This window comes from Agreia pratensis (genome assembly GCF_900177685.1).
Lineage (GTDB): Bacteria > Actinomycetota > Actinomycetes > Actinomycetales > Microbacteriaceae > Agreia > Agreia pratensis.
In genome coordinates, this window is the sequence record NZ_FXAY01000002.1 from 447,198 (window position 1) to 466,274 (window position 19,077).

Here is a 19,077-nt window from a genome sequence, read left to right on the forward strand (position 1 = left end):
CTGTGTTCTGTCGCGACGTGCGACGTGTCTCGTATGATTCATCGTGGACTCCCACAAGGTCGCGCCTTGCGCGCGGTTGTGTGAATCCACGATGCCCATCACGCGGGCCAGGTAGCCGCCGACGGAACCGTGGAACCACCCCGGATCGGCTTTTATATTTGTTTTGCTCTGCCGTGGCTGTTCTTGCTCGTCTCAGCGGTGCCGACGATCGCTCTCTTTGTTCGCCGCCTGCACGACAGCAATCTGTCGGGCTTCTTCGCATTTCTCGTGTTCGTGCCGCTCGTCAACGGACTGATCGTGCTGATCTTGGCCGTGCGACTGTCGGTGCCCGAGGGCGCGCGCTTCGATCGATAGCGTGACAAAGGCGCGGCCGGCGTGTAACGTTTACAAGTCGGCTCTAGACACCGCGATTCTGTCGCGGAAGGGTTTGTAAGTCTGGTGGGCCGGTTTTCCTTTGTCAGCGTATGGACGCGCTGGCCAGCGGTCATTCGTGTCGTATACGAATATCCCCGTTGCTCACAAGGAATTGTCAACGTATGACACGGCCCCGGACTGAAGATATTCCGGGTTCTAGCGAAGTTACAACCAATTCCGGTTGTCGTTTTGCCATGCAATCTAATAAAACCCGGAAAGTACCATGCCTAAAACCAACAAATCCGGCGGCTTCAAGCCTGCCAAGAACTACGTGCCGAACGGCTCGAAGTCCGGCAGCAAGTCGCCCGGACACCGCGGCTACCAGGCCGCCCCCGCATCCGGCGCCCCCAAGAAGGCCCGCTGGAACGCCGACGAGCGTGCAGCGCGCTCCTCTGAGCGCCCGGCATACAGCAACAGTGAGCGCCCGTCGTATGGCGATCGCCCGCAGCGTTCTGAGCGTCCGTCGTATGGTGACCGCCCGCAGCGTAGCAACGACCGTCCCTCGTATGGTGACCGGTCTGCTCGCACCGAGCGTCCGTCGTACGGTGATCGCCCGCAGCGTTCAGAGCGTCCTTCCTACGGTGACCGCACCGAGCGCCCGTCCTACGGTGACCGTCCGCAGCGCAGCAACGACCGTCCGTCGTATGGCGACCGTCCCCAGCGCAGCAACGACCGCCCGTCGTACGGTGACCGGTCTGCTCGCACCGAGCGTCCGTCGTACGGCGACCGCCCGCAGCGTTCCGAGCGTCCGTCGTACGGCGACCGCCCGCAGCGTTCCGAGCGTCCTTCGTACGGTGATCGTCCGCAGCGCAGCAATGACCGCCCTTCGTATGGCGACCGTCCGGCGCGCACCGAGCGTCCGTCGTATGGCGATCGTCCGCAGCGTTCCGAGCGTCCGTCCTACGGCGATCGCACAGAGCGTCCCTCGTATGGTGACCGGTCTGCTCGCACGGAGCGTCCGTCCTACGGTGACCGCCCGCAGCGTTCTGAGCGTCCGTCGTATGGTGACCGTCCGCAGCGCAGCAATGACCGCCCTTCTTATGGTGACCGTCCGGCTCGCACCGAGCGCCCGTCCTACGGTGACCGTCCGGCGCGCACCGAGCGTCCCTCCTACGGTGACCGCCCGCAGCGCAGCAACGACCGCGGATCCGACTTCTACCCGAAGCGCGACGACCGTCCCAGCGCCGGACACGCGCCGGTAGACGATGTCGTGCTGGAGCGCCTCGAGGCCCAGGCCACGACCGCCGTCGAGGTCGAAGGTGTCTCGTTCAAGGACCTCGGTCTCGGAGACAACATCGAGCGCCAGCTGCAGTCGATGGGTGCCCTCAGCCCGTTCCCGATCCAGGCTGCGACCATCCCCGACGTTCTCGCCGGAAAAGATGTGCTCGGTCGCGGCAAGACCGGCTCCGGCAAGACCATCGCCTTCGGTGCACCCGTCGTCGAGCGTCTTATGGAGAACGGTGGAGCGAAGGGCCGCAAGCCCGGTCGCCTTCCCCGCGCCCTCATCCTTGCTCCGACCCGTGAGCTCGCCATGCAGATCGACCGCACGGTGCAGCCCATCGCTCGCGCCGTCGGCCTGAACACCACCACGGTGTTCGGAGGCGTGCCGCAGTTCAAGCAGGTCTCGGCTCTGCAGCGCGGAACCGACATCATCATCGCGACTCCCGGCCGTCTCGAAGACCTCGTGGAGCAGGGTCGTCTCGACCTCTCCAAGGTCACCATCACGGTGCTCGACGAGGCCGACCACATGTGCGACCTGGGCTTCCTCGAGCCGGTGCAGCGCATCCTGCGTCTGGTCGCCGATGGCGGACAGCGTCTGCTGTTCTCGGCAACGCTCGACAAGGGCGTGGCCCAGCTGGTCAACGAGTTCCTCGTGAACCCGGCAGTGCACGAGGTCGCCGGTGAAGACCAGGCTTCCTCCACGATCGACCACCGCGTGCTGCTCATCGAGCAGCGCGACAAGCGCGAGATCATCCAGCAGCTGGCCTCGGGCCCCGGCAAGACCCTGGTCTTCGCCCGTACCCGTGCCTTCGCCGAAGAGCTGGCCGACCAGCTCGACGACGCCGGTATCCCCGCCACCAGCCTGCACGGTGACCTCAACCAGTCACGCCGCACTCGCAACCTCCAGCTGCTCACCAGCGGCCGGGTCAACGTGCTCGTCGCAACCGACGTCGCTGCTCGCGGAATCCACGTCGACGACATCAACCTGGTCATCCAGGCCGACGCGCCCGACGAGTACAAGACCTACCTGCACCGCTCCGGCCGCACCGGCCGCGCGGGCAAGAAGGGCATGGTCATCACGCTCATCAACCGTTCGCGCCAGCGTCGTATGGATGAGCTGCTCGGCCGCGCAGAGATTCGCGCGAACACGGTGAACGTCCGTCCGGGCGACCAGCTGCTCGACGACCTGCGCAGCGTCTAATCACTCGCTCGCAGTAATGAGCACGCGGTAATACCTGCCACAGCGGCAACGCGAAGCGCCCTCCTCCCGTCAGGGACGAGGGCGCTTCGTCGTTGTTGCTGCGGCCGCGGGCCCATCCGCCGATCGACGTGGCGCATATCGACCCACAATCGCGAAGTGAGACAGTTATGCGCCAAGCGGACGCTACGCCCGGGGGATGAGCGGCTTATCGGCGCGGATCTTCATCTCTTGCACTGCCCAGCTGTTGCCGTCGGGATCGTCGAAGAAGAAGAACGTACCGCCGTCGCGCTCTGCGTCGAAGATGCTGAGCTCGCTGACCTCGACGCCACGAGAGAGAAGCTCCGCCCGGGCGGCATCGGCATCTGACACGACGAGCTGCAGGCCATTCATCGAACCGGGCTTCATCTGCGACATGCCCAGAACGATCGAGCAGCCCGATCCTCGCGGAGTGAGCTGCACTACCCGCATTTGCGGCGTCTGCGTATCGTGGTCGAGAGTGAAGCCGAGTTGGTCGCGGTAGAACGCGATCGAACGTTCGACGTCTGCGACAGGCAGCACGATCACTTCGAGTGTCCAGTCCATATCTGAGCCGTCCCTTCTGTTGGTTCCCCTCGACAGGCTCAGGGAGCAGCGGGCGATTGGCCCTCGTGAGGGGCGGGGTCGTCGATCTCTTCGCCGCGGAACTGAGTCATGTATAGCGTGTAGTAGGCGCCATGGGCCTCGAGGAGTTCGTCGTGGTTGCCCTGCTCGACGATGCGACCACTCTGCATCACCAGGATCGTGTCTGCATCGCGGATGGTGGAGAGCCGGTGCGCGATCACGAACGACGTGCGATCGGTGCGCAGGGCGGCCATGGCGTGCTGTACGAGAAGTTCGGTGCGAGTGTCGACCGACGAGGTGGCCTCGTCGAGAATGAGCAGCGACGGGTTGGCGATGAACGCGCGGGCGATGGTGATGAGCTGTCGTTCTCCTGCCGAGACGCTGCCACCGTCGGCGTCGAGCACCGTGTCGTAGCCGAGGGGTAACTGACGCACGAAACGGTCGACCATGGTGGCCTTGGCCGCCTCGACTACCTCGTCGTCTGTGGCATCGAGACGCCCGTAGCGGATGTTCTCGCGGATCGTGCCCTCGAACAGCCATGCATCTTGGAGAACCATTCCGACGCGAGAACGCAGAGTGCCACGAGAAAGCCGGGTGATGTCGACACCGTCGAGCAGGATGCGCCCGCCTGTCAGCTCGTAGAAGCGCATCACGAGATTGACCAGAGTCGTCTTGCCGGCTCCGGTCGGGCCGACGATCGCGACAGTCTGACCAGGCTTGGCCTCGAGCGAGAGCGACTCAATCAGCGGCTTCTCGGGGTCGTAGCTGAACGAGACGTCGTCGAAACGAACATGGCCGTCTGTGCGGATCGGCAATTCGGCCGTGACCTCGTCGGGCTGCTGCTCGTCGGCGTCGAGGAGCTCGAATGTGCGTTCGGCCGAGGCCACACCCGACTGCAGCATGTTCGCCATGCCGGCGATCTGGCCGAGGGGCTGCGAGAACTCGCGCGAGTACTGGATGAATGCTGTCGCGTCACCGAGGGTCATTTGCCCGGATGCGACGCGCAGCCCTCCGACCACGGCGATGAGAACGTACGACAGATACGAGACGAAGGTCATGGCGGGCATGATCATGCCCGAGACGAACTGCGCGCCGAATGATGCGTTGTAGAGCTTCTCGTTACGCTCGTCGAACTCGGCGATCATCTCTTTGTCGCGCCCGAACACACGCACGAGCTCGAGGCCCGAGAATGACTCCTCGATGTGCCCGTTCAAGGCGCCCGTGTTCTTCCACTGAGCGGCGAAGAGCTTCTGTGAACGTGCACCGATGACACCGGCGATCACCGCAGACAGCGGCAGGGCGATCAATGCGATCAGCGCCAGCTGCCACGACACGATGAACATGACGATGACGATGCCGATCACGGTGAGAGCCGATTGCACGAGCTGCGAGAACGCCTGTTGCAGCGCGGCCTGGATGTTGTCGACGTCGTTCGTGACTCTCGACATGGTGTCGCCGCGCTGCCGGGAATCGAAGTAGCTGAGCGGAAGCTTGTTGAGCTTCACCTCGATGTCTTGACGCAGCCGGAAGACCACCCGCATGACCAGTCCGTTGAGCACGTAGCCCTGTGCCCAGTTGAGAGCAGAGGCGACGATATACATCAGCAGCACGACGATGATCAGTCGCCCCAGAACGATGAAGTCGATGCCCTGGCCGGGAACGATGGTGGACTTCTCGAGCAGGTCGGCGAAGTCGTTGTTGCCGGAGGCCCTGGTCTCGGCGACGATCTGGGCGAGCGGCACCCCTGCGGGCAGCTGAGATCCGATGACTCCGTTGAAGATGGTGTCGACGGCCTGGCCGAGAATCTTGGGCGCGATTACGGTGAGAACGACAGAGATGACGACAAGGCCCACGACGATGCTCATCTTGACCCGCTCGGGCCCGAGAAGCCCCATGAGACGCTTGGCCGACGGCCAGAACTGCTGGGCCTTCTTCGCCGGCGCACCGCCGAACATGTCGCCGTCGGCCTCGGTAGGCACGAAGTCTCTTTCGTACGCGTCGCCTTCGAGCTCGTCGATGACAGTGGGGGTCTCGTCGGCAGCCTGGTTCTTCTTCGTCTTGCGGGCCATCAGGCAACCCCCTCGATGCTCATCTGCGATCCGACGATTTCGCGATACGTCTCGCTCTCGTCGAGCAGCTCGTCGTGCGTGCCTCGGGCCACGATCGCGCCATCGTTGACGACGAGGATCTGGTCTGCCGATCTGATGGTCGAGATGCGCTGGGCCACGATGATCACGGTCGCGCCCTGCGTGGCCTGGAACAGGGCCTCCCGCAGTCGCGCATCCGTTGCGACGTCGAGCGCCGAGAAGGAATCGTCGAACAGGTACACCTGCGGATCGGCCACGAGCGCCCTGGCTATGCAGAGTCGCTGCCGCTGCCCGCCGGACACGTTTGTTCCGCCCTGCGAGATCGGATCGCCGAGACCCTTCTCCTTGGCTCTCACGAAGTCTTCGCCCTGGGCCACGCGCAGAGCCCGCCACAGATCGTCGTCTGTCGCGTCGGGTCGACCGAATCGCAGATTGGATGCGATGGTTCCAGAGAACAGATAGGGCTTCTGCGGCACCAGCCCGACGAGATGGGCGATCTGGCGGCGGTCGAGGCCGGCGACGGGAATGCCGTCGATGGTGATGCTGCCCGCCTGCGCGTCGTAGAGGCGGGGAATCAGGTTGAGCATCGTGGTCTTGCCCGCTCCGGTCGAGCCGACGATCGCGGTGGTCTTGCCCGGCTCGGCGACGAACGAAACGCGATCGAGCACTGGGCGCTCGGCGCCCGGGTAGCCGAACGTCACGTCGGTGAACTCGACCCGACCGGCCGTGGGGACCCGCGGCGCGGGCTGAGCAGGCACGGCCATGCTCGGATCGGTCGAGAGCACCTCGGTGATGCGCTCGGCGCAGACGACGGCTCGGGGGATCATCATCACCATGAAGACGCCCATCATGACGGCGGTGAGGATCTGCAGCAGGTACTGGAGGAATGCGGTGAGCGAGCCCACCTGGATCTCGCCCGCGTCGACCCGCTGCCCACCGAACCAGAGCACGGCGGCGGTGGCGAGATGGAGGACCATCGTGATGACGGGGAACATCAGTACGAAGATGTTGCCGACCTTGATCGAGACCACGGTGATGGCCTCGTTGGCGCGCTGGTAGCGCTCGGATTCGAACGGCTCGCGCACGAAAGCCCGCACCACGCGGATGCCCATGATCTGCTCGCGCAGCACGCTGTTGATGCCATCGATGCGGTCTTGCATGAGCCGGAACAGTGGAAGGAGGAGGAAGACGAGGAACCCGACGATGATGAACAGCAGAGGCACCGAGACCCAGACGAGCCACGAGAGGCCCGCGTCTTCGCGAAGGGCGAAGATGATTCCGCCGATGCACATGATGGGCGTCGACACCATGAAGTTGAGCATCATCAGAACCAGCATCTGCACCTGCTGCACGTCGTTCGTGCCGCGGGTGATGAGCGTGGCCGTGCCGAACTTCGCCACGTCGATGGCTCCGAGCGAATCGACCTTGCGGTAGATCTCACGCCGAAGGTCGCGGCCCACCGCCATGGCAACACGGGCGCCGAAATAGATGCCCGCGATGGCCGTGACCACCTGAACGAGGCAGGCGACGATCATGGTCATGCCGGTCGACCAGATGAAATCGGTGTCGCCGGTCGAGACGCCCTTGTCGATGATCTGGGCATTGAGGCTGGGCAGGTAGAGCGCAGCGAGGGTGGAGACGAATTGGAAGACGACGACGGCCACGACCCAGCCCGTGTAGGGCTTGAGGTGGTGGAGGATGAGGCGGACGAGTTGCACGGGGATTCCTCACGATGACGACGAGCGAAGCTGTGTGCGTCAATCGTAGGAGGCACCGGTGACGCTCGATGAGAACGGTATTCCTACTTGGAACAATTCACAAGAGCGGCTTGGTCACAGCATGACGACAAGCGCGGTCAGTGCCCAGAAGACGGCGATGAAGACCCAGTCTCTCGCACGGAACGCGATCGTATAGCGCTCGGTGCGGGTGGAGTGTGCGCCGAATGCCCGCGAGTCCATGGCGAGCGCGACCCGCTCTGCATGCCTGATGGCGCCCGCCAGCAGGGGAACGACGTAGCCGGCCGTGCGCGCGACCCACGCTATCGGGCCCCGCCCATCCGAGATGCCACGAACGCGGTGCGCCTGCCTGATCACGTCGAGCTCGTGCCTGAAGCGCGGCACGAAGCGGAACGCGGCGAGCGCGGTATAGCCCAGCCGGTAGGGCACACGGAGCTGTTGCACGAGAGAGCGCACCAGATCGGGGCCCGTCGAGGTCAATCCGCCGACAAGGGCGAGAAGCACGATCGCCGTGAGTCGGAGTGCCGTGGCCAGACCGACGAGCCAGGCGCCGACGGTGAAGAGCACAGGCCCGGCCTCGATGAGAACGGGGGAGTCGCCGACGCGGGCCGGGTCCGTCCAGATGCCGAAGCTCACAGACATCACCGCGACGATGAGCGGCATACCGACCAGGAGCACGAGGAGTGTGCGAGCCCGCAGATGCGCACCGATCACGAGCATGACGAGGGTGACGACGCAGAAGATCAGCGGCGTCGCGATGTCTCGGGTGAAGAGAAGCAGGGCCATGGCGGGCAGCGGGGCAGCGATCTTCGACAGGGGATTGAGGCGGTGCAGAAAGCGGATGGGCCCGTAGTCGGGCGGCGCCGCGTACGGATCGGCGATCTGGCGTGTCACGGATGCGGTTGCCGGGCTCACGATGGCGCCCCGGCCGGCAGATCGGCGAGGCGGGTGACGGCGCGCCAGGTCGGATGACGCACGACCTCGCGAAATGCTCGCGCGAGCGGCGGCGTGCGCAGCCCGGCCGACTCGAGGGCGCCTGACGCGAGCACCGTCGCCGTGGGGCCGTAGGCCGCGACCCTGCCTGAGTCGAGAACCAGAATGTGGCTGCTGTGCTCCGCGACGAGCTGCAGGTCGTGGGTCACGACCAGCACGGTCGTGCCGTCGGCGTTGAGCGCGTCGAGCAGTGTCAGCAGCTCGGATGCCCGCGCCCTGTCTTGGCCGAAAGTGGGCTCGTCGAGGGCGAGCAGGGGCGCTCCGTCGATGAGTGCGGTGCCGACGGAGAGTCGCCTCTTCTGTCCGCCCGACAGCAGAAAGGGATGCTCGTCGCGCAGTTCCTGCAGCCCGAACCGGTCGAGCATGTTCGAGACACGCGCCTCGATGTCGTCGGTGGCCATCTTCTGCAGCTGCGGTCCGTGCGCAAGCTCGTCGGCGACGGTTCCTTTGATGAACTGGTGCTCCGGATTCTGGAAGACGAATCCGACGGTGCGCGCCAGGGTGCGAGCGTCGGCCTTGGCAGGATCGATTCCCAGAACCTGGATGCGACCGGCCGGAGCGCGGATCACCCCGGCAATCGCCTGCAGCAGCGTGGTCTTGCCCGCCCCGTTCGTGCCGACGATCGCCACGAACGAGCCGCGCTCGATCGAGAGATCGATGTCGTTCAGGATGCGGGTGCGCCCGCGATCGAGGTCGAGTCCGGTCACACGCACGGCCGGCTCGGCATGGCCGGCGGCAGCATGGCCGGCCGCGGCATGGCCTGAGGCGTTGGCAGCGGAATGCGGTCGCAGAGTGGCCAACGGGGGGAGGGCATCCTGGGCATCGAGCGACGCCGTCAGCTCGCGCGGGGTGAGGGGCAGTGGATCGATCGGGACGCCCGCACGTCGGAGGCGCAGGGCTGCGAGCAGTGCGACGGGCAGCCAGACGCCGAGGCTCAAGAGTTCGTCGACCCGGCCGGTGAGAATGTGCCTGGTCGGGCCCTGCATGGCCAGTCGCCCCTGTGTGTCGAGCACGATGACCCGGTCGACGAGTTCGATCGCAGCATCGAGGTTGTGCTCGACGAGAACGATCGCGTGTTCGCCGGAGTCGACCAGCTGCCGAAGAACCGCGTAGACCTCGTCGATTCCGGCAGGGTCGAGATTGGCCGTCGGTTCGTCGAGAACGAGAATCGGTGTCTTCATGGCGAGCGCGCAGGCGATGGCGAGCCGCTGGCGACCTCCTCCCGAGAGGACGTCGGGGTTGTCGCCACTACGCTCCCACAGCCCCACCTGGCGCAGGCTCTCTTCGGCTCGCGCGAGAACCTCGTCGCGGCCGACGAGCAGATTCTCAGGACCGAATGCCACCTCGTCGAGCAGTGTTCCCGTGACCATCTGCGAGTCGGGGTCTTGGAAGACCATGGCGACCCGCTCGCTCAGCCGGGCGACCGTCGCCTCGGCCGTGCGCATCCCACCGACGGTCACGACGCCCGTGAGTTCGGCGGGCACCGCGTGGGGAACGAGTCCGTTCAGCGCCAATGCGAGCGTCGACTTGCCGGAGCCCGATGGGCCGAGGATCAGCACGACCTCCCCGGGTGCCACGTCGAAAGTCACGTCACTCGGCGTGGATGCCGCGCGACCGTCGTGCTGGATGGAAACGGACTGCACGCTCACGATCGGAGCGGGACGCTCCTCGATCGGGGGCTGCGCGAGCTCGGCGCGGTCGTCGGTCACGCCGAGCGGGTGACGCGAGTGTGCTCTGCCCGCAGTCCACGTGCCACGCCCGTGCGCACGAGGGCTGCACCGAGAAGCACCGCGATCGCCGTGAAGACGACGGGGGCGACGAAGTATCCGGTCATGAGAATCGCTCCCGAGGCGGCGTCGAGGGCGTCTTTCGCGAGGGTGCGATACATGCCCGCGGCGCAGACGATGCCTGCCACGATGCCGCCCACGATGAAGAGCCAGGTGTTCCAGCGACGGTACCTCGTGATGAGGAAGGGCAGCTCTTGGAAGGCACCGATGGCGATCGCGATCAGAGTCGCCCAGAAGCCGATGGGCTGAAGCGGCGCGGTCACGAGCCCGGCGATGGCCGCAGTGAGAATCGCGACTCCGCCACGCCTGATCACATACTGGGCCACAACACCGGGCAGGAAGTAGACGCCGATCGTGAACCCGTAGAAGAGGGGAGCGAGCGCCGCGACGGTGCCGCCGATCCAGGCATTGAGTGCGAACACGAGACCGCCAGCAACGCCGATCGCGGCGCATGTCAGGAGCAGGCGCGTGCTCACGTTTCTCATCAGACCTCCACAGCCCAGCTTAGGGCAGCATAACCAAACTAATCGGCGATGATCATCGCCTCAGGCGAGCGACAGCATGCCCGCCGCGGCGATCGCGAGAACGAGCCCGACGATCTGCAGATGAGCGATGCGCTCCTTGAGTACGAGGGCCGCCAGCACGATCGTTCCTGCCGGGTAGAGCGCGACGAGCACCGACATCACCGAAAGTTCTCCGAGCCGGAGCCCGGTGAGAATCAGGCCGTTGGCCGCCGCGTCGGCGACGCCGCACGCGAGGGCCAGTAGCAGGGCGGTGCGAAGGCCGGCCCGCGCGGGCGCGTCGGATGCGGCGGGTGGCCGGGCGGCGGCATCCGATCGCCGGCGCGCGACCGCGAGAGTCGTCACCACGATCGCAACCATGATGATGCCGTTCACTGCTCTGTTGAACATCAGAGGTACGAGCCCCGAGTCGGCTGGCGCGATGTCGATGGCGACGAGGAAGATACCGATCGTCGCGCCAGATCCTATGGCCATGAGAACCCCACGAAGGGTGGGACGCACAGCCCCTTTCTCTGGGACGAAGCCCACCAGGACGACGGCGACCAGCGCAAGAGCGAGGGCGACGTAGCCGACGGGCTTGAGCGCATCACCGCGGCTCAGACCGACGGCAAGGGGAACGACGGCGGAGACGACCGCGGTCAGAGGCGAGAGGATGCTCATGGGCCCGATTGCGAGGCAGGCGTAGAGCAACGAGATGCCGATTGCTCCGGAGAGCCCTGAGATGCTTCCCCAGAAGGCAGCATCGGCAGACCATTCGCCGCCGACGAGCGGGTAGACGGCGAGCAGCACCACGAGCCCCGAGAACGCCGCGATGCCGGTGACGGCGAAGGGCGAGAGGCGCTTGGAGGCCAGACCGCCGAGGAAGTCGGCCGAGCCGTAGACGAACGCGCCGACGAGTCCGAGCGCTGTGACGAGCATGGAGATCGAGCCTAGTCGCGCGCGCTCATTGCGCGCTCGCGAGAGCGACGTCGCCGAGCGCGGGAGTTCGCGCGCGGCGCGGTGGTTGCGCCGCCGCGTTCGGCGGGAACACCCGCGCTCGCAGAATGGGTGTTCGCGTGGCTCCTCTCCATCACAGGTGACGAACGGAGACGGGCTTCCACAGTTCAGCGTCGTCCGCGTCGTGCGCAGTTGCTCTCCGACAGGGTGAAGCTATGACTGCGCCAATGATGCATCTCGAGGATGCGCTTCTTGTGACCCGAGACCGCAACCAGTTGATGGGCGGTGACTCCCGGCTCAGTCGTCTCGCGGCTCGTGGGGAGCTCCTGCAAATCCGTCGAGGTGTCTACATTCCTTCGTCGACCTGGAGATCGATGGACTTCGACGCGAGATACCGCATGCAGGTTTTTGCGGTCGCCCGCACCCGACGTATCGAGCCCGTCTTCTCCAGCTACTCAGCGGCCGTGCTGTGGGGGCTTCCGATCGTCGGCCCCTGGCCGCGAGACGTGCATGTTCTCGCGGAGCGCTCGTCCGGCGGTCGATCCGATCCAGGGATTCGTCGTCACGCGGTAGGGATGCCGTCGACGCTCGTCAGAACCGCAGAGGGCCTCGTCGTCACCGATATCGCGCGAACGATCGTCGACGTCGCTGCACAGTCGACCTTCGTCTCTGGCGTAGCTGCCGCCGATTTCGCCCTGCATCGCGGCTTGGTGACCCGAGAGGAGCTTCGCTCCGTGTTGAGCGAGCTGTTGCCCCTCCGTGGTTCGCGTCAGGCTTCTGGCGTCATCGAGTTCGCGACCCCGCTCAGCGGTTCTGTCGCCGAGTCGGTGAGTCTCGTCAACATGGCGCGGCACCGATTTCCTCGGCCGATTCTTCAGCAGGAGTTCGTGCACCCCTCGGGCCACTCGTACTTCGTCGACTTCTGGTTTAAACGGTGCAGACGCATCGGGGAGGTCGACGGACGGATCAAGTTCACCGATCCGGAATACCTGCGAGGGCGCACACCTGCGCAGGCTCTCTGGGACGAGAAACAGAGAGAGGACTGGCTGCGAACTCAGAGCGACGGGTTCGGGCGCTGGCCGTGGGAGGTGGCGAACAGTGCTGGCGCTCTGTGCCGTCGGCTTCTCGCGCTCGGAGTTCCTCAGCTTCCCTTCGGCCACCCCGACGGTTTCCTCGTTATGCCGCCGCGGTGAGTGATCGAGCGCGGGAGTTCTCGCCCGGCGTGGTGGTTGCGCCACCGCGCTCGGCGGCAACACCCGCGCTCGCGGGAGCGACGTCGGATCGCCCCGGTAAACTTCGGAGCGTGACGTGGAACGCTGAAATCCCCTGGGACCCGCAAGCGGAGCCACCGCCCCTCGATGAAGAGCCGCCGTACGATCCGTACTACGACGAAGGTCCTTCCCTTCGACAAGCTCAGGCAACGCAAGTAACGCAGGCGCCGCCGCCGGTTCACCTTCCCGTCGCCATTCCAGAGACGGCCGTCGAGGCCCTGCAGCGGGTCTTCGGGTACGAGACCTTCCGCGGCGACCAAGCCGCGATCATCCAGAACGTCATCGACGGCGGCGACACGGTCGTGCTCATGCCGACCGGCGGCGGCAAGTCGCTGTGCTACCAGATTCCGTCGCTGGTGCGCCCGGGCACCGGCATCGTCATCTCGCCCCTGATCGCCCTGATGCAAGACCAGGTCGACGCGCTGACGGCGGTCGGCGTTCGCGCGGCCTTTCTCAATTCGACGCAGGATGCCGCAGAGCGGGCACGCGTCGAGAACGCCTACCTCAGCGGGCAGCTCGACCTTCTCTATGTCGCGCCGGAACGTCTTTCGAACGAGGCGACCAAGCGTTTTCTCGCGCAGGGAGAGATTGCGCTCTTCGCCATCGACGAGGCCCACTGCGTGTCGCAGTGGGGCCACGACTTCAGGCCCGACTATCTCGCTCTCTCCGAGCTGGCCGAGCGGTGGCCAGACGTGCCCCGTATCGCCCTGACGGCCACGGCCACCGAGGCCACGCATGCCGAGATCACCGAACGCCTGGGCATGCAGCAGGCCAAGCACTTCGTCGCCAGCTTCGACCGCCCGAACATCCGCTACCGCATCGAGAACAAGGGCGAGGTGCGCAAGCAGCTCCTCTCACTCATCAAGGGCGAGCACCCCACCGACTCGGGCATCGTCTATGCCCTCTCGCGCAACACCGTCGAGAAGACGGCACAGTTCCTCGCCGACAACGGGTTGAAGGCGCTGCCGTATCACGCGGGCCTCGACTCGCGACTGCGGGCAGCCACCCAGTCTCGCTTTCTGCGCGAAGACGGCATCATCATCGTCGCCACCATCGCCTTCGGCATGGGCATCGACAAGCCCGATGTGCGCTTCGTCGCCCACGTCGATCTGCCCAAGAGCGTCGAGGGTTACTACCAAGAGACGGGTCGCGCCGGCCGCGACGGCCTCCCCTCCACGGCCTGGCTCGCCTACGGTCTCCAAGACGTCGTGCAGCAGCGTCGAATGATCGACGAGTCTCCCGGAGACCTCGCCCATCGCCGGCGGCTCTCCGCCCACCTCGACGCGATGCTTGCGCTCTGCGAGACCGTGCACTGCCGCCGGGTCAACCTGTTGGGCTACTTCGGCCAGCAGTCCACTCCGTGCGGCAACTGCGACACCTGCCTCGAGCCTCCCGAGTCGTGGGACGGCACGGTCGCAGCGCAGAAGCTGCTGTCGACCGTCGTGCGGCTGCAGCGCGAGCGCAACCAGCGATTCGGTGCAGGTCAACTGATCGACATTCTGCGAGGCAAGGTCACCGACAGGGTCACCCAGCTGAATCATCAGAGCCTCTCGACCTGGGGCATCGGACAAGATCTCAGCGATCAACAGTGGCGAGGCGTAGTTCGCCAGCTGCTGGCGCAAGGGCTGCTCGCCGTGAATGACGACGGCTACGGAACCCTGGTGATCACCGAGGCGAGCGGCGAGGTTCTCGCGGGTCGGCATCCGGTGTCGATGCGGCGGGAAGCCGAACGAGCTGCGCGCAGCGTGCGATCGTCGGGTTCGTCGAAGTCGAAGGCGGCGACGGCTGAACTGGCGCCGGCCGATCAAGAACTGTTCGAGAAGCTGCGAGCGTGGCGTGCGGGCGAGGCTCGAGAGCAAGGGGTTCCTGCTTATATCGTCTTCGGCGATGCCACCCTGCGGGCTGTCGCCACCCAGCGGCCGACCTCGCTCGCCCAGGCGGGAGGCATCACCGGAATCGGCGAAGCCAAGCTGCAGAAGTATGGCGAAGCTCTGCTCGCCGTCGTCGCGGGAGACGCAATATCCTGATCCGAGCATAGATACAGTGCGTATCGCAGAGCATGCCCTGAGAGCTATGGGTGCTCTGCGAGACTGGGCGGATGCTTACCCTCCTCAGCCGCGCCTTTCTCGCTCCCGTGGCTCGAGCGGTGTACCGTCCCAAGGTGACCGGCCGTGACAACGTGCCACGCACCGGTCGCGTTGTCCTTGCGAGCAATCACCTCAGCTTTATCGACAGCGTCGTTCTCACTCTTGTCGCTCCGCGCAACGTCTCGTTCCTCGCGAAGTCGGACTACTTCACCGGAGAGGGCGCCAAAGGGTGGCTCTCGAAATCGTTCTTCTCGGCTATCGGCGCGGTGCCCGTTGACCGTGGTGCAGGTCAGGCCGCGCAAGACGCTCTAGACGCGGGACTCGCCATCCTCGAGCGTGACGAGGCATTCGCGATCTACCCCGAGGGAACCCGGTCACGAGACGGACGAATCTACAAGGGGCGCACGGGCGCGGCCTGGCTGGCAATGAGTTCCAACAGCCTCATCGTTCCCGTCGCACTGATCGGCACAGAGAAGCTGCAGCCCGTGGGTTCGACGATTCCCCGGCTGCACAGAGTGTCGGTCGAATTCGGTCGTCCCATCGACGCATCCGAGTACGGCCAGCCGAATTCCGCGCGCGCGAGACGCAAGCTGACCGACGCGCTGATGGAGGACATCCAGCGTATGTCGGGCCAGGAGCCGGCCGGTGTGTACAACGAGGTTCCGGCGGCGTCGGCGATCGAGAAAGTCAAGCGCGCACTCGGCCGCAACAGACCCTCCTAAGGTGGGGTGAGCGCGCAGAGACGACAAGACGGGGAACCGAATGTTCAACATGAAGAGACGCCGCACCCCAGAGGTGCAGCAACCCCAGTCCGACATCGTCGTTCCCGGTAGTGCGGCCCTTCCGCCGGTCAGGGTCAATGCGTTCCGCATCGGGCTCGTCGGCGGGCTCGGAGTGCTCGTCTCGATTCTCATCGGCGGGATCATCGGGCAGCTCACCACGGTTCTCATCTACGTGGGCGTTGCGCTCTTTCTCGCATTGGGGCTCGACCCTCTCGTGTCGTGGCTCGAGAGAAAGCTTCCCCGCTGGGCGGCGATCCTGGTGGTGTTCGCCGGCGTCATTCTTGCCTTCGCGGGCCTTCTCCTCACGGTGATCCCCGTGATCGTGGAGCAGGTGTCGAATCTCATCGCCAATTTCCCCGACATAGTCAATCGCGTCGTCGACAGCGACTTCGTGAAGACGACGGAACGGCAGCTCTCCGGGGTCGTCGACTTCGACTCGGTGGCCAAGAGTGTGACCGACTTCGTCAGTGACCCGAACAACTTCGTGAACCTGGGCGGCGGCATCCTGGCGGTGGGCGCAGGAGTCGCGAGCGGTGTGACGGGCGCGATCGTCGTCCTGATTCTGACGTTGTACTTCCTCGCCTCGCTGCGTTCGATGAAGCGCGTCACGTACCGATTCGTTCCGGCCAGCAAGCGCGCGGGCTTCATCGATGTGTCTGAGGACATCACCTCAGCGGTCGGTCGCTACGTCGTCGGGCAGGTGTCGCTGGCTGCGGTCAACGGTGTGCTGAGCGCGATCTTCCTATGGATCATCGGAGCGCCCCAGTTCGTACTTCTGGCCTTCATCGCCTTCCTCTTCTCGCTGGTTCCGCTCGTCGGAACGCTTACGGGCTCGATCATCATCGTTCTGACGTGCCTCTTCGCGTCGCCGTTGACCGCTCTGGTCGCCCTCATCTGGTACCTGGTCTACATGCAGGTCGAGGCGTACTTCCTGAGCCCACGCATCATGAACCGCGCTGTCTCGGTCCCCGGCGCGGTGGTCGTGATCGCGGCCGTCGCCGGAGGAACTCTGGGCGGGATTCTCGGTGCCCTGGTGGCGATCCCGGTAGCCGCCTCGACGATCATCATCATTCAGAAGATCGTGTTCCCCCGTCAGGAACAGAAGTAGGAGTCACGTCGGTTCGCCTCCGCAGGGTTGTGGAGGAGCGCCTGCGTTCTGCGTGTTCGTCTGTAGATTTCATCAACGCCGCGCCTCGCTCGGCGAAGGGTCGTTGTAGGGCACGGACGGTGAATTTTCGTGACCGAGAGGCCGCTCGTAGCGTGGATGCAGATTTGCTGACAGCGCACGGAAGAGGCCAATGATGGTGGACGCGGTGAAGAACCAGACGAACAGCGACAGCTCTACGCAGCTCGCAGACCGGATCGAAGACAGCGAGAGGCTCGACGAGGCGTCGGGCAGCATGACGATCGACAAAGCGGATGCTCGCATCGACACGGCCGCGCTCGGCCAGTACCTGCTGGGCACCTGGGCGGATGCTCGCATCGCCGCTCGCGCGCTCACCGGGCGCCCCGAGATGCAGCGGGTCGACGGCCAGACGCTCTCGGAGCACCGCGACACCGTGTTCCACCAGCTCGGATTGCTCGTCGAGCACGGGGGAGTGCACAAGGCATTTCCCAAGAGCCTCGGCGGCGAAGACGACCACGGTGGCAACATCGCGGGCTTCGAAGAACTCGTCACGGCCGACCCGTCGCTCCAGATCAAGTCGGGAGTGCAGTGGGGGCTCTTCGGCGCTGCGGTGCTGCATCTCGGCACGCAGTATCACCACGAGAAGTTCCTTCCCGCGATCATGAGCCTCGAGGTTCCCGGCGCGTTCGCCATGACCGAGACCGGTCACGGCTCCGACGTCGCCGCCATCGCCACGACCGCGACCTTCGACGTGGGCAGCCAGGAGTTCGTGATCGACACTCCGTTCCGCGGCGCGTGGAAGGACTACCTCGGCAACGCCGCTGTTCACGGAACGGCCGCCGTTCTGTTCGCCCAGCTCATCACCGAGGGCATCAATCACGGGGTGCACGCCTTCTATGTGCCGCTGCGCGATGCCGATGGGCAGTTCTTGCCCGGTGTCGGCGGCGAAGACGACGGCCTCAAGGGCGGACTCAACGGCATCGACAACGGCCGACTGCACTTCACGAACGTGCGAATTCCGCGCGAGAACCTGCTCAACCGTTACGGCGATGTCGATGTCGACGGCACGTATTCGTCGCCCATCCAGAGCCCAGGCCGCCGCTTCTTCACGATGCTCGGCACCCTGGTGCAGGGCCGCGTCTCGCTCGACGGCGCCTCGGTCGCCGCCGCCAAGGTCGCGCTGGCGATCGCCGTTCGCTACGGCAATGAGCGTCGCCAGTTCACCGCCGGCAGTGACACCGATGAAGAGGTGATCCTCGACTACCAGGTGCACCAGCGCCGGCTGATTCCCCTGATCGCAACGACCTATGCGGCGAGCTTCGCGCACGAGCAGCTGCTCACCAAGTTCGACGGCGTCTTCTCGGGTGCTACAGACACGGATGCCGACCGGCAGGATCTCGAGACTCTCGCCGCCGCGCTCAAGCCGCTCTCGACGTGGCACGCTCTCGACACCCTGCAAGAGGCACGCGAGGCGTGCGGCGGCGCGGGCTTCTTGGCCGAGAACCGTCTCGTCGGACTGCGCGCCGACCTCGACGTGTATGCCACGTTCGAGGGAGACAACCACGTACTGCTGCAGCTCGTCGCCAAGCGCCTGCTCACTGATTACAGCCGTCGTTTCGCCAAGGCCGATGTGGGCGTGCTCGCCCGCTACGTGGTCGAGCAGGCCGCCGATCGCACGGTCAGCGGATCGGGCCTGCGCACGCTTGCGCAGAACCTGTCTGACCGGGGATCGGTAGCCCGAAGCGTCGAGCAGCTGCGCGAGCCCGGAGCCCAGCGCGCCCTGCTGACCGATCGCGTCGAGACCATGGTCGCCGAGGTGGCCGGCCGGCTGCGCCCCGGAACGAAGGCGTCGAAGCAGGTCGCCGCAGATCTCTTCAACGCCAACCAGAGCGCCGTCATTGACGCGGCTCGAGCCCACGCAGAGCTGCTGCAGTGGGAGGCGTTCACCGACGCCCTCGACCACATCGACGACGAGGGCACCCGCGTGGTGCTCACCTGGGTGCGCGACCTCTTCGGTCTCGGCCTCGTCGAGAAGCACCTGGCCTGGTACCTCATCAACGGACGCCTCTCGCCCAAGCGAGCCCAGGCAGTGACGGCTTACATCGATCGTTTGATCGCGCGGCTCCGGCCGCACGCCCAAGACCTGGTGGATGCCTTCGGGTACGGCTCCGAGCACATCCGCGCGTCGATCGCGACGGGCGCCGAGGCGACTCGCCAGAAGGAGGCACGCGACTACTACGCCGAGCAGCGAGCCTCGGGCGAGGCTCCCATCGATGAGAAGACCCTGTCGAAGAAGCAGAAGGAACGCATCTAGC

The 19,077-nt window shown here is 65.4% G+C and carries 14 protein-coding genes; 7 read left to right on the plus strand and 7 right to left on the minus strand.

The features are described 5' to 3' along the window. The first annotated feature begins 129 nt into the window (after positions 1-129). Both B9Y86_RS07495 and B9Y86_RS07500 read left to right on the plus strand, forming a co-directional pair. On the plus strand, positions 130-354 hold the full coding sequence (locus B9Y86_RS07495; protein ID WP_217809183.1) for a DUF805 domain-containing protein: 225 nt from the start codon (positions 130-132) through the stop codon (positions 352-354). Positions 355-637: 283 nt separating this feature from the next. After that, positions 638-2,836 (plus strand): DEAD/DEAH box helicase, encoded by a 2,199-nt coding sequence (locus B9Y86_RS07500; RefSeq protein WP_085484565.1) that lies wholly within the window; start codon positions 638-640, stop codon positions 2,834-2,836. 183 nt (positions 2,837-3,019) lie between these two features. Here B9Y86_RS07500 and B9Y86_RS07505 read toward each other — a convergent pair whose 3' ends face one another. From B9Y86_RS07505 to B9Y86_RS07535, 7 genes are all read right to left on the minus strand, one after another. Continuing rightward, entirely contained in the window at positions 3,020-3,418 is a 399-nt protein-coding gene (locus B9Y86_RS07505) for a VOC family protein (RefSeq protein WP_085484567.1), read from the minus strand. A 38-nt stretch (positions 3,419-3,456) separates the two neighbouring features. Beyond that, positions 3,457-5,505, minus strand: coding sequence for an ABC transporter ATP-binding protein (locus B9Y86_RS07510; protein WP_085484569.1), 2,049 nt, complete (start codon positions 5,503-5,505; stop codon positions 3,457-3,459). Next, the gene (locus tag B9Y86_RS07515) at positions 5,505-7,241 is read right to left on the minus strand and encodes an ABC transporter ATP-binding protein (RefSeq protein ID WP_085484571.1); all 1,737 of its coding nucleotides are present in this window, start codon (positions 7,239-7,241) and stop codon (positions 5,505-5,507) included. Before B9Y86_RS07515 ends, B9Y86_RS07510 begins: the two co-directional genes overlap by 1 nt. A 114-nt stretch (positions 7,242-7,355) precedes the next feature. Continuing rightward, positions 7,356-8,153 (minus strand): energy-coupling factor transporter transmembrane component T family protein, encoded by a 798-nt coding sequence (locus B9Y86_RS07520; protein WP_085485322.1) that lies wholly within the window; start codon positions 8,151-8,153, stop codon positions 7,356-7,358. Positions 8,154-8,170: 17 nt separating this feature from the next. Next, positions 8,171-9,961 (minus strand): ABC transporter ATP-binding protein, encoded by a 1,791-nt coding sequence (locus B9Y86_RS07525; RefSeq protein WP_244894676.1) that lies wholly within the window; start codon positions 9,959-9,961, stop codon positions 8,171-8,173. Next, positions 9,958-10,524, minus strand: coding sequence for an ECF transporter S component (locus B9Y86_RS07530; RefSeq protein ID WP_085484573.1), 567 nt, complete (start codon positions 10,522-10,524; stop codon positions 9,958-9,960). The genes B9Y86_RS07525 and B9Y86_RS07530 overlap by 4 nt, the downstream gene beginning before the upstream one ends. Before the next feature lie 60 nt (positions 10,525-10,584). Next, on the minus strand, positions 10,585-11,478 hold the full coding sequence (locus B9Y86_RS07535; protein ID WP_085484575.1) for an EamA family transporter: 894 nt from the start codon (positions 11,476-11,478) through the stop codon (positions 10,585-10,587). 233 nt (positions 11,479-11,711) lie between these two features. Here B9Y86_RS07535 and B9Y86_RS07540 point away from each other — a divergent pair, with 233 nt between their 5' ends. The 5 genes from B9Y86_RS07540 (at position 11,712) to B9Y86_RS07560 (ending at position 19,076) form a co-directional block, all read left to right on the plus strand. Next, complete coding sequence (locus tag B9Y86_RS07540; RefSeq protein WP_139824798.1) at positions 11,712-12,689, plus strand: type IV toxin-antitoxin system AbiEi family antitoxin domain-containing protein; 978 nt, start codon at positions 11,712-11,714, stop codon at positions 12,687-12,689. Between the two features lie 110 nt (positions 12,690-12,799). Further along, positions 12,800-14,794 carry a DNA helicase RecQ gene (gene recQ, locus B9Y86_RS07545; protein ID WP_139824799.1) on the plus strand — a complete coding sequence of 665 codons (1,995 nt, stop codon included), beginning with the start codon at positions 12,800-12,802 and terminating at the stop codon, positions 14,792-14,794. A gap of 71 nt (positions 14,795-14,865) precedes the next feature. Beyond that, a complete protein-coding gene (locus B9Y86_RS07550) occupies positions 14,866-15,576 on the plus strand; it encodes a lysophospholipid acyltransferase family protein (RefSeq protein WP_085484579.1) in 711 nt (236 codons plus the stop codon). Positions 15,577-15,625: 49 nt separating this feature from the next. After that, positions 15,626-16,744 carry an AI-2E family transporter gene (locus B9Y86_RS07555; protein ID WP_085485328.1) on the plus strand — a complete coding sequence of 373 codons (1,119 nt, stop codon included), beginning with the start codon at positions 15,626-15,628 and terminating at the stop codon, positions 16,742-16,744. Between the two features lie 292 nt (positions 16,745-17,036). Then, positions 17,037-19,076, plus strand: a complete 2,040-nt coding sequence (locus tag B9Y86_RS07560) for an acyl-CoA dehydrogenase family protein (RefSeq protein WP_085485330.1) — start codon at positions 17,037-17,039, stop codon at positions 19,074-19,076. Position 19,077: the final 1 nt, after the last annotated feature.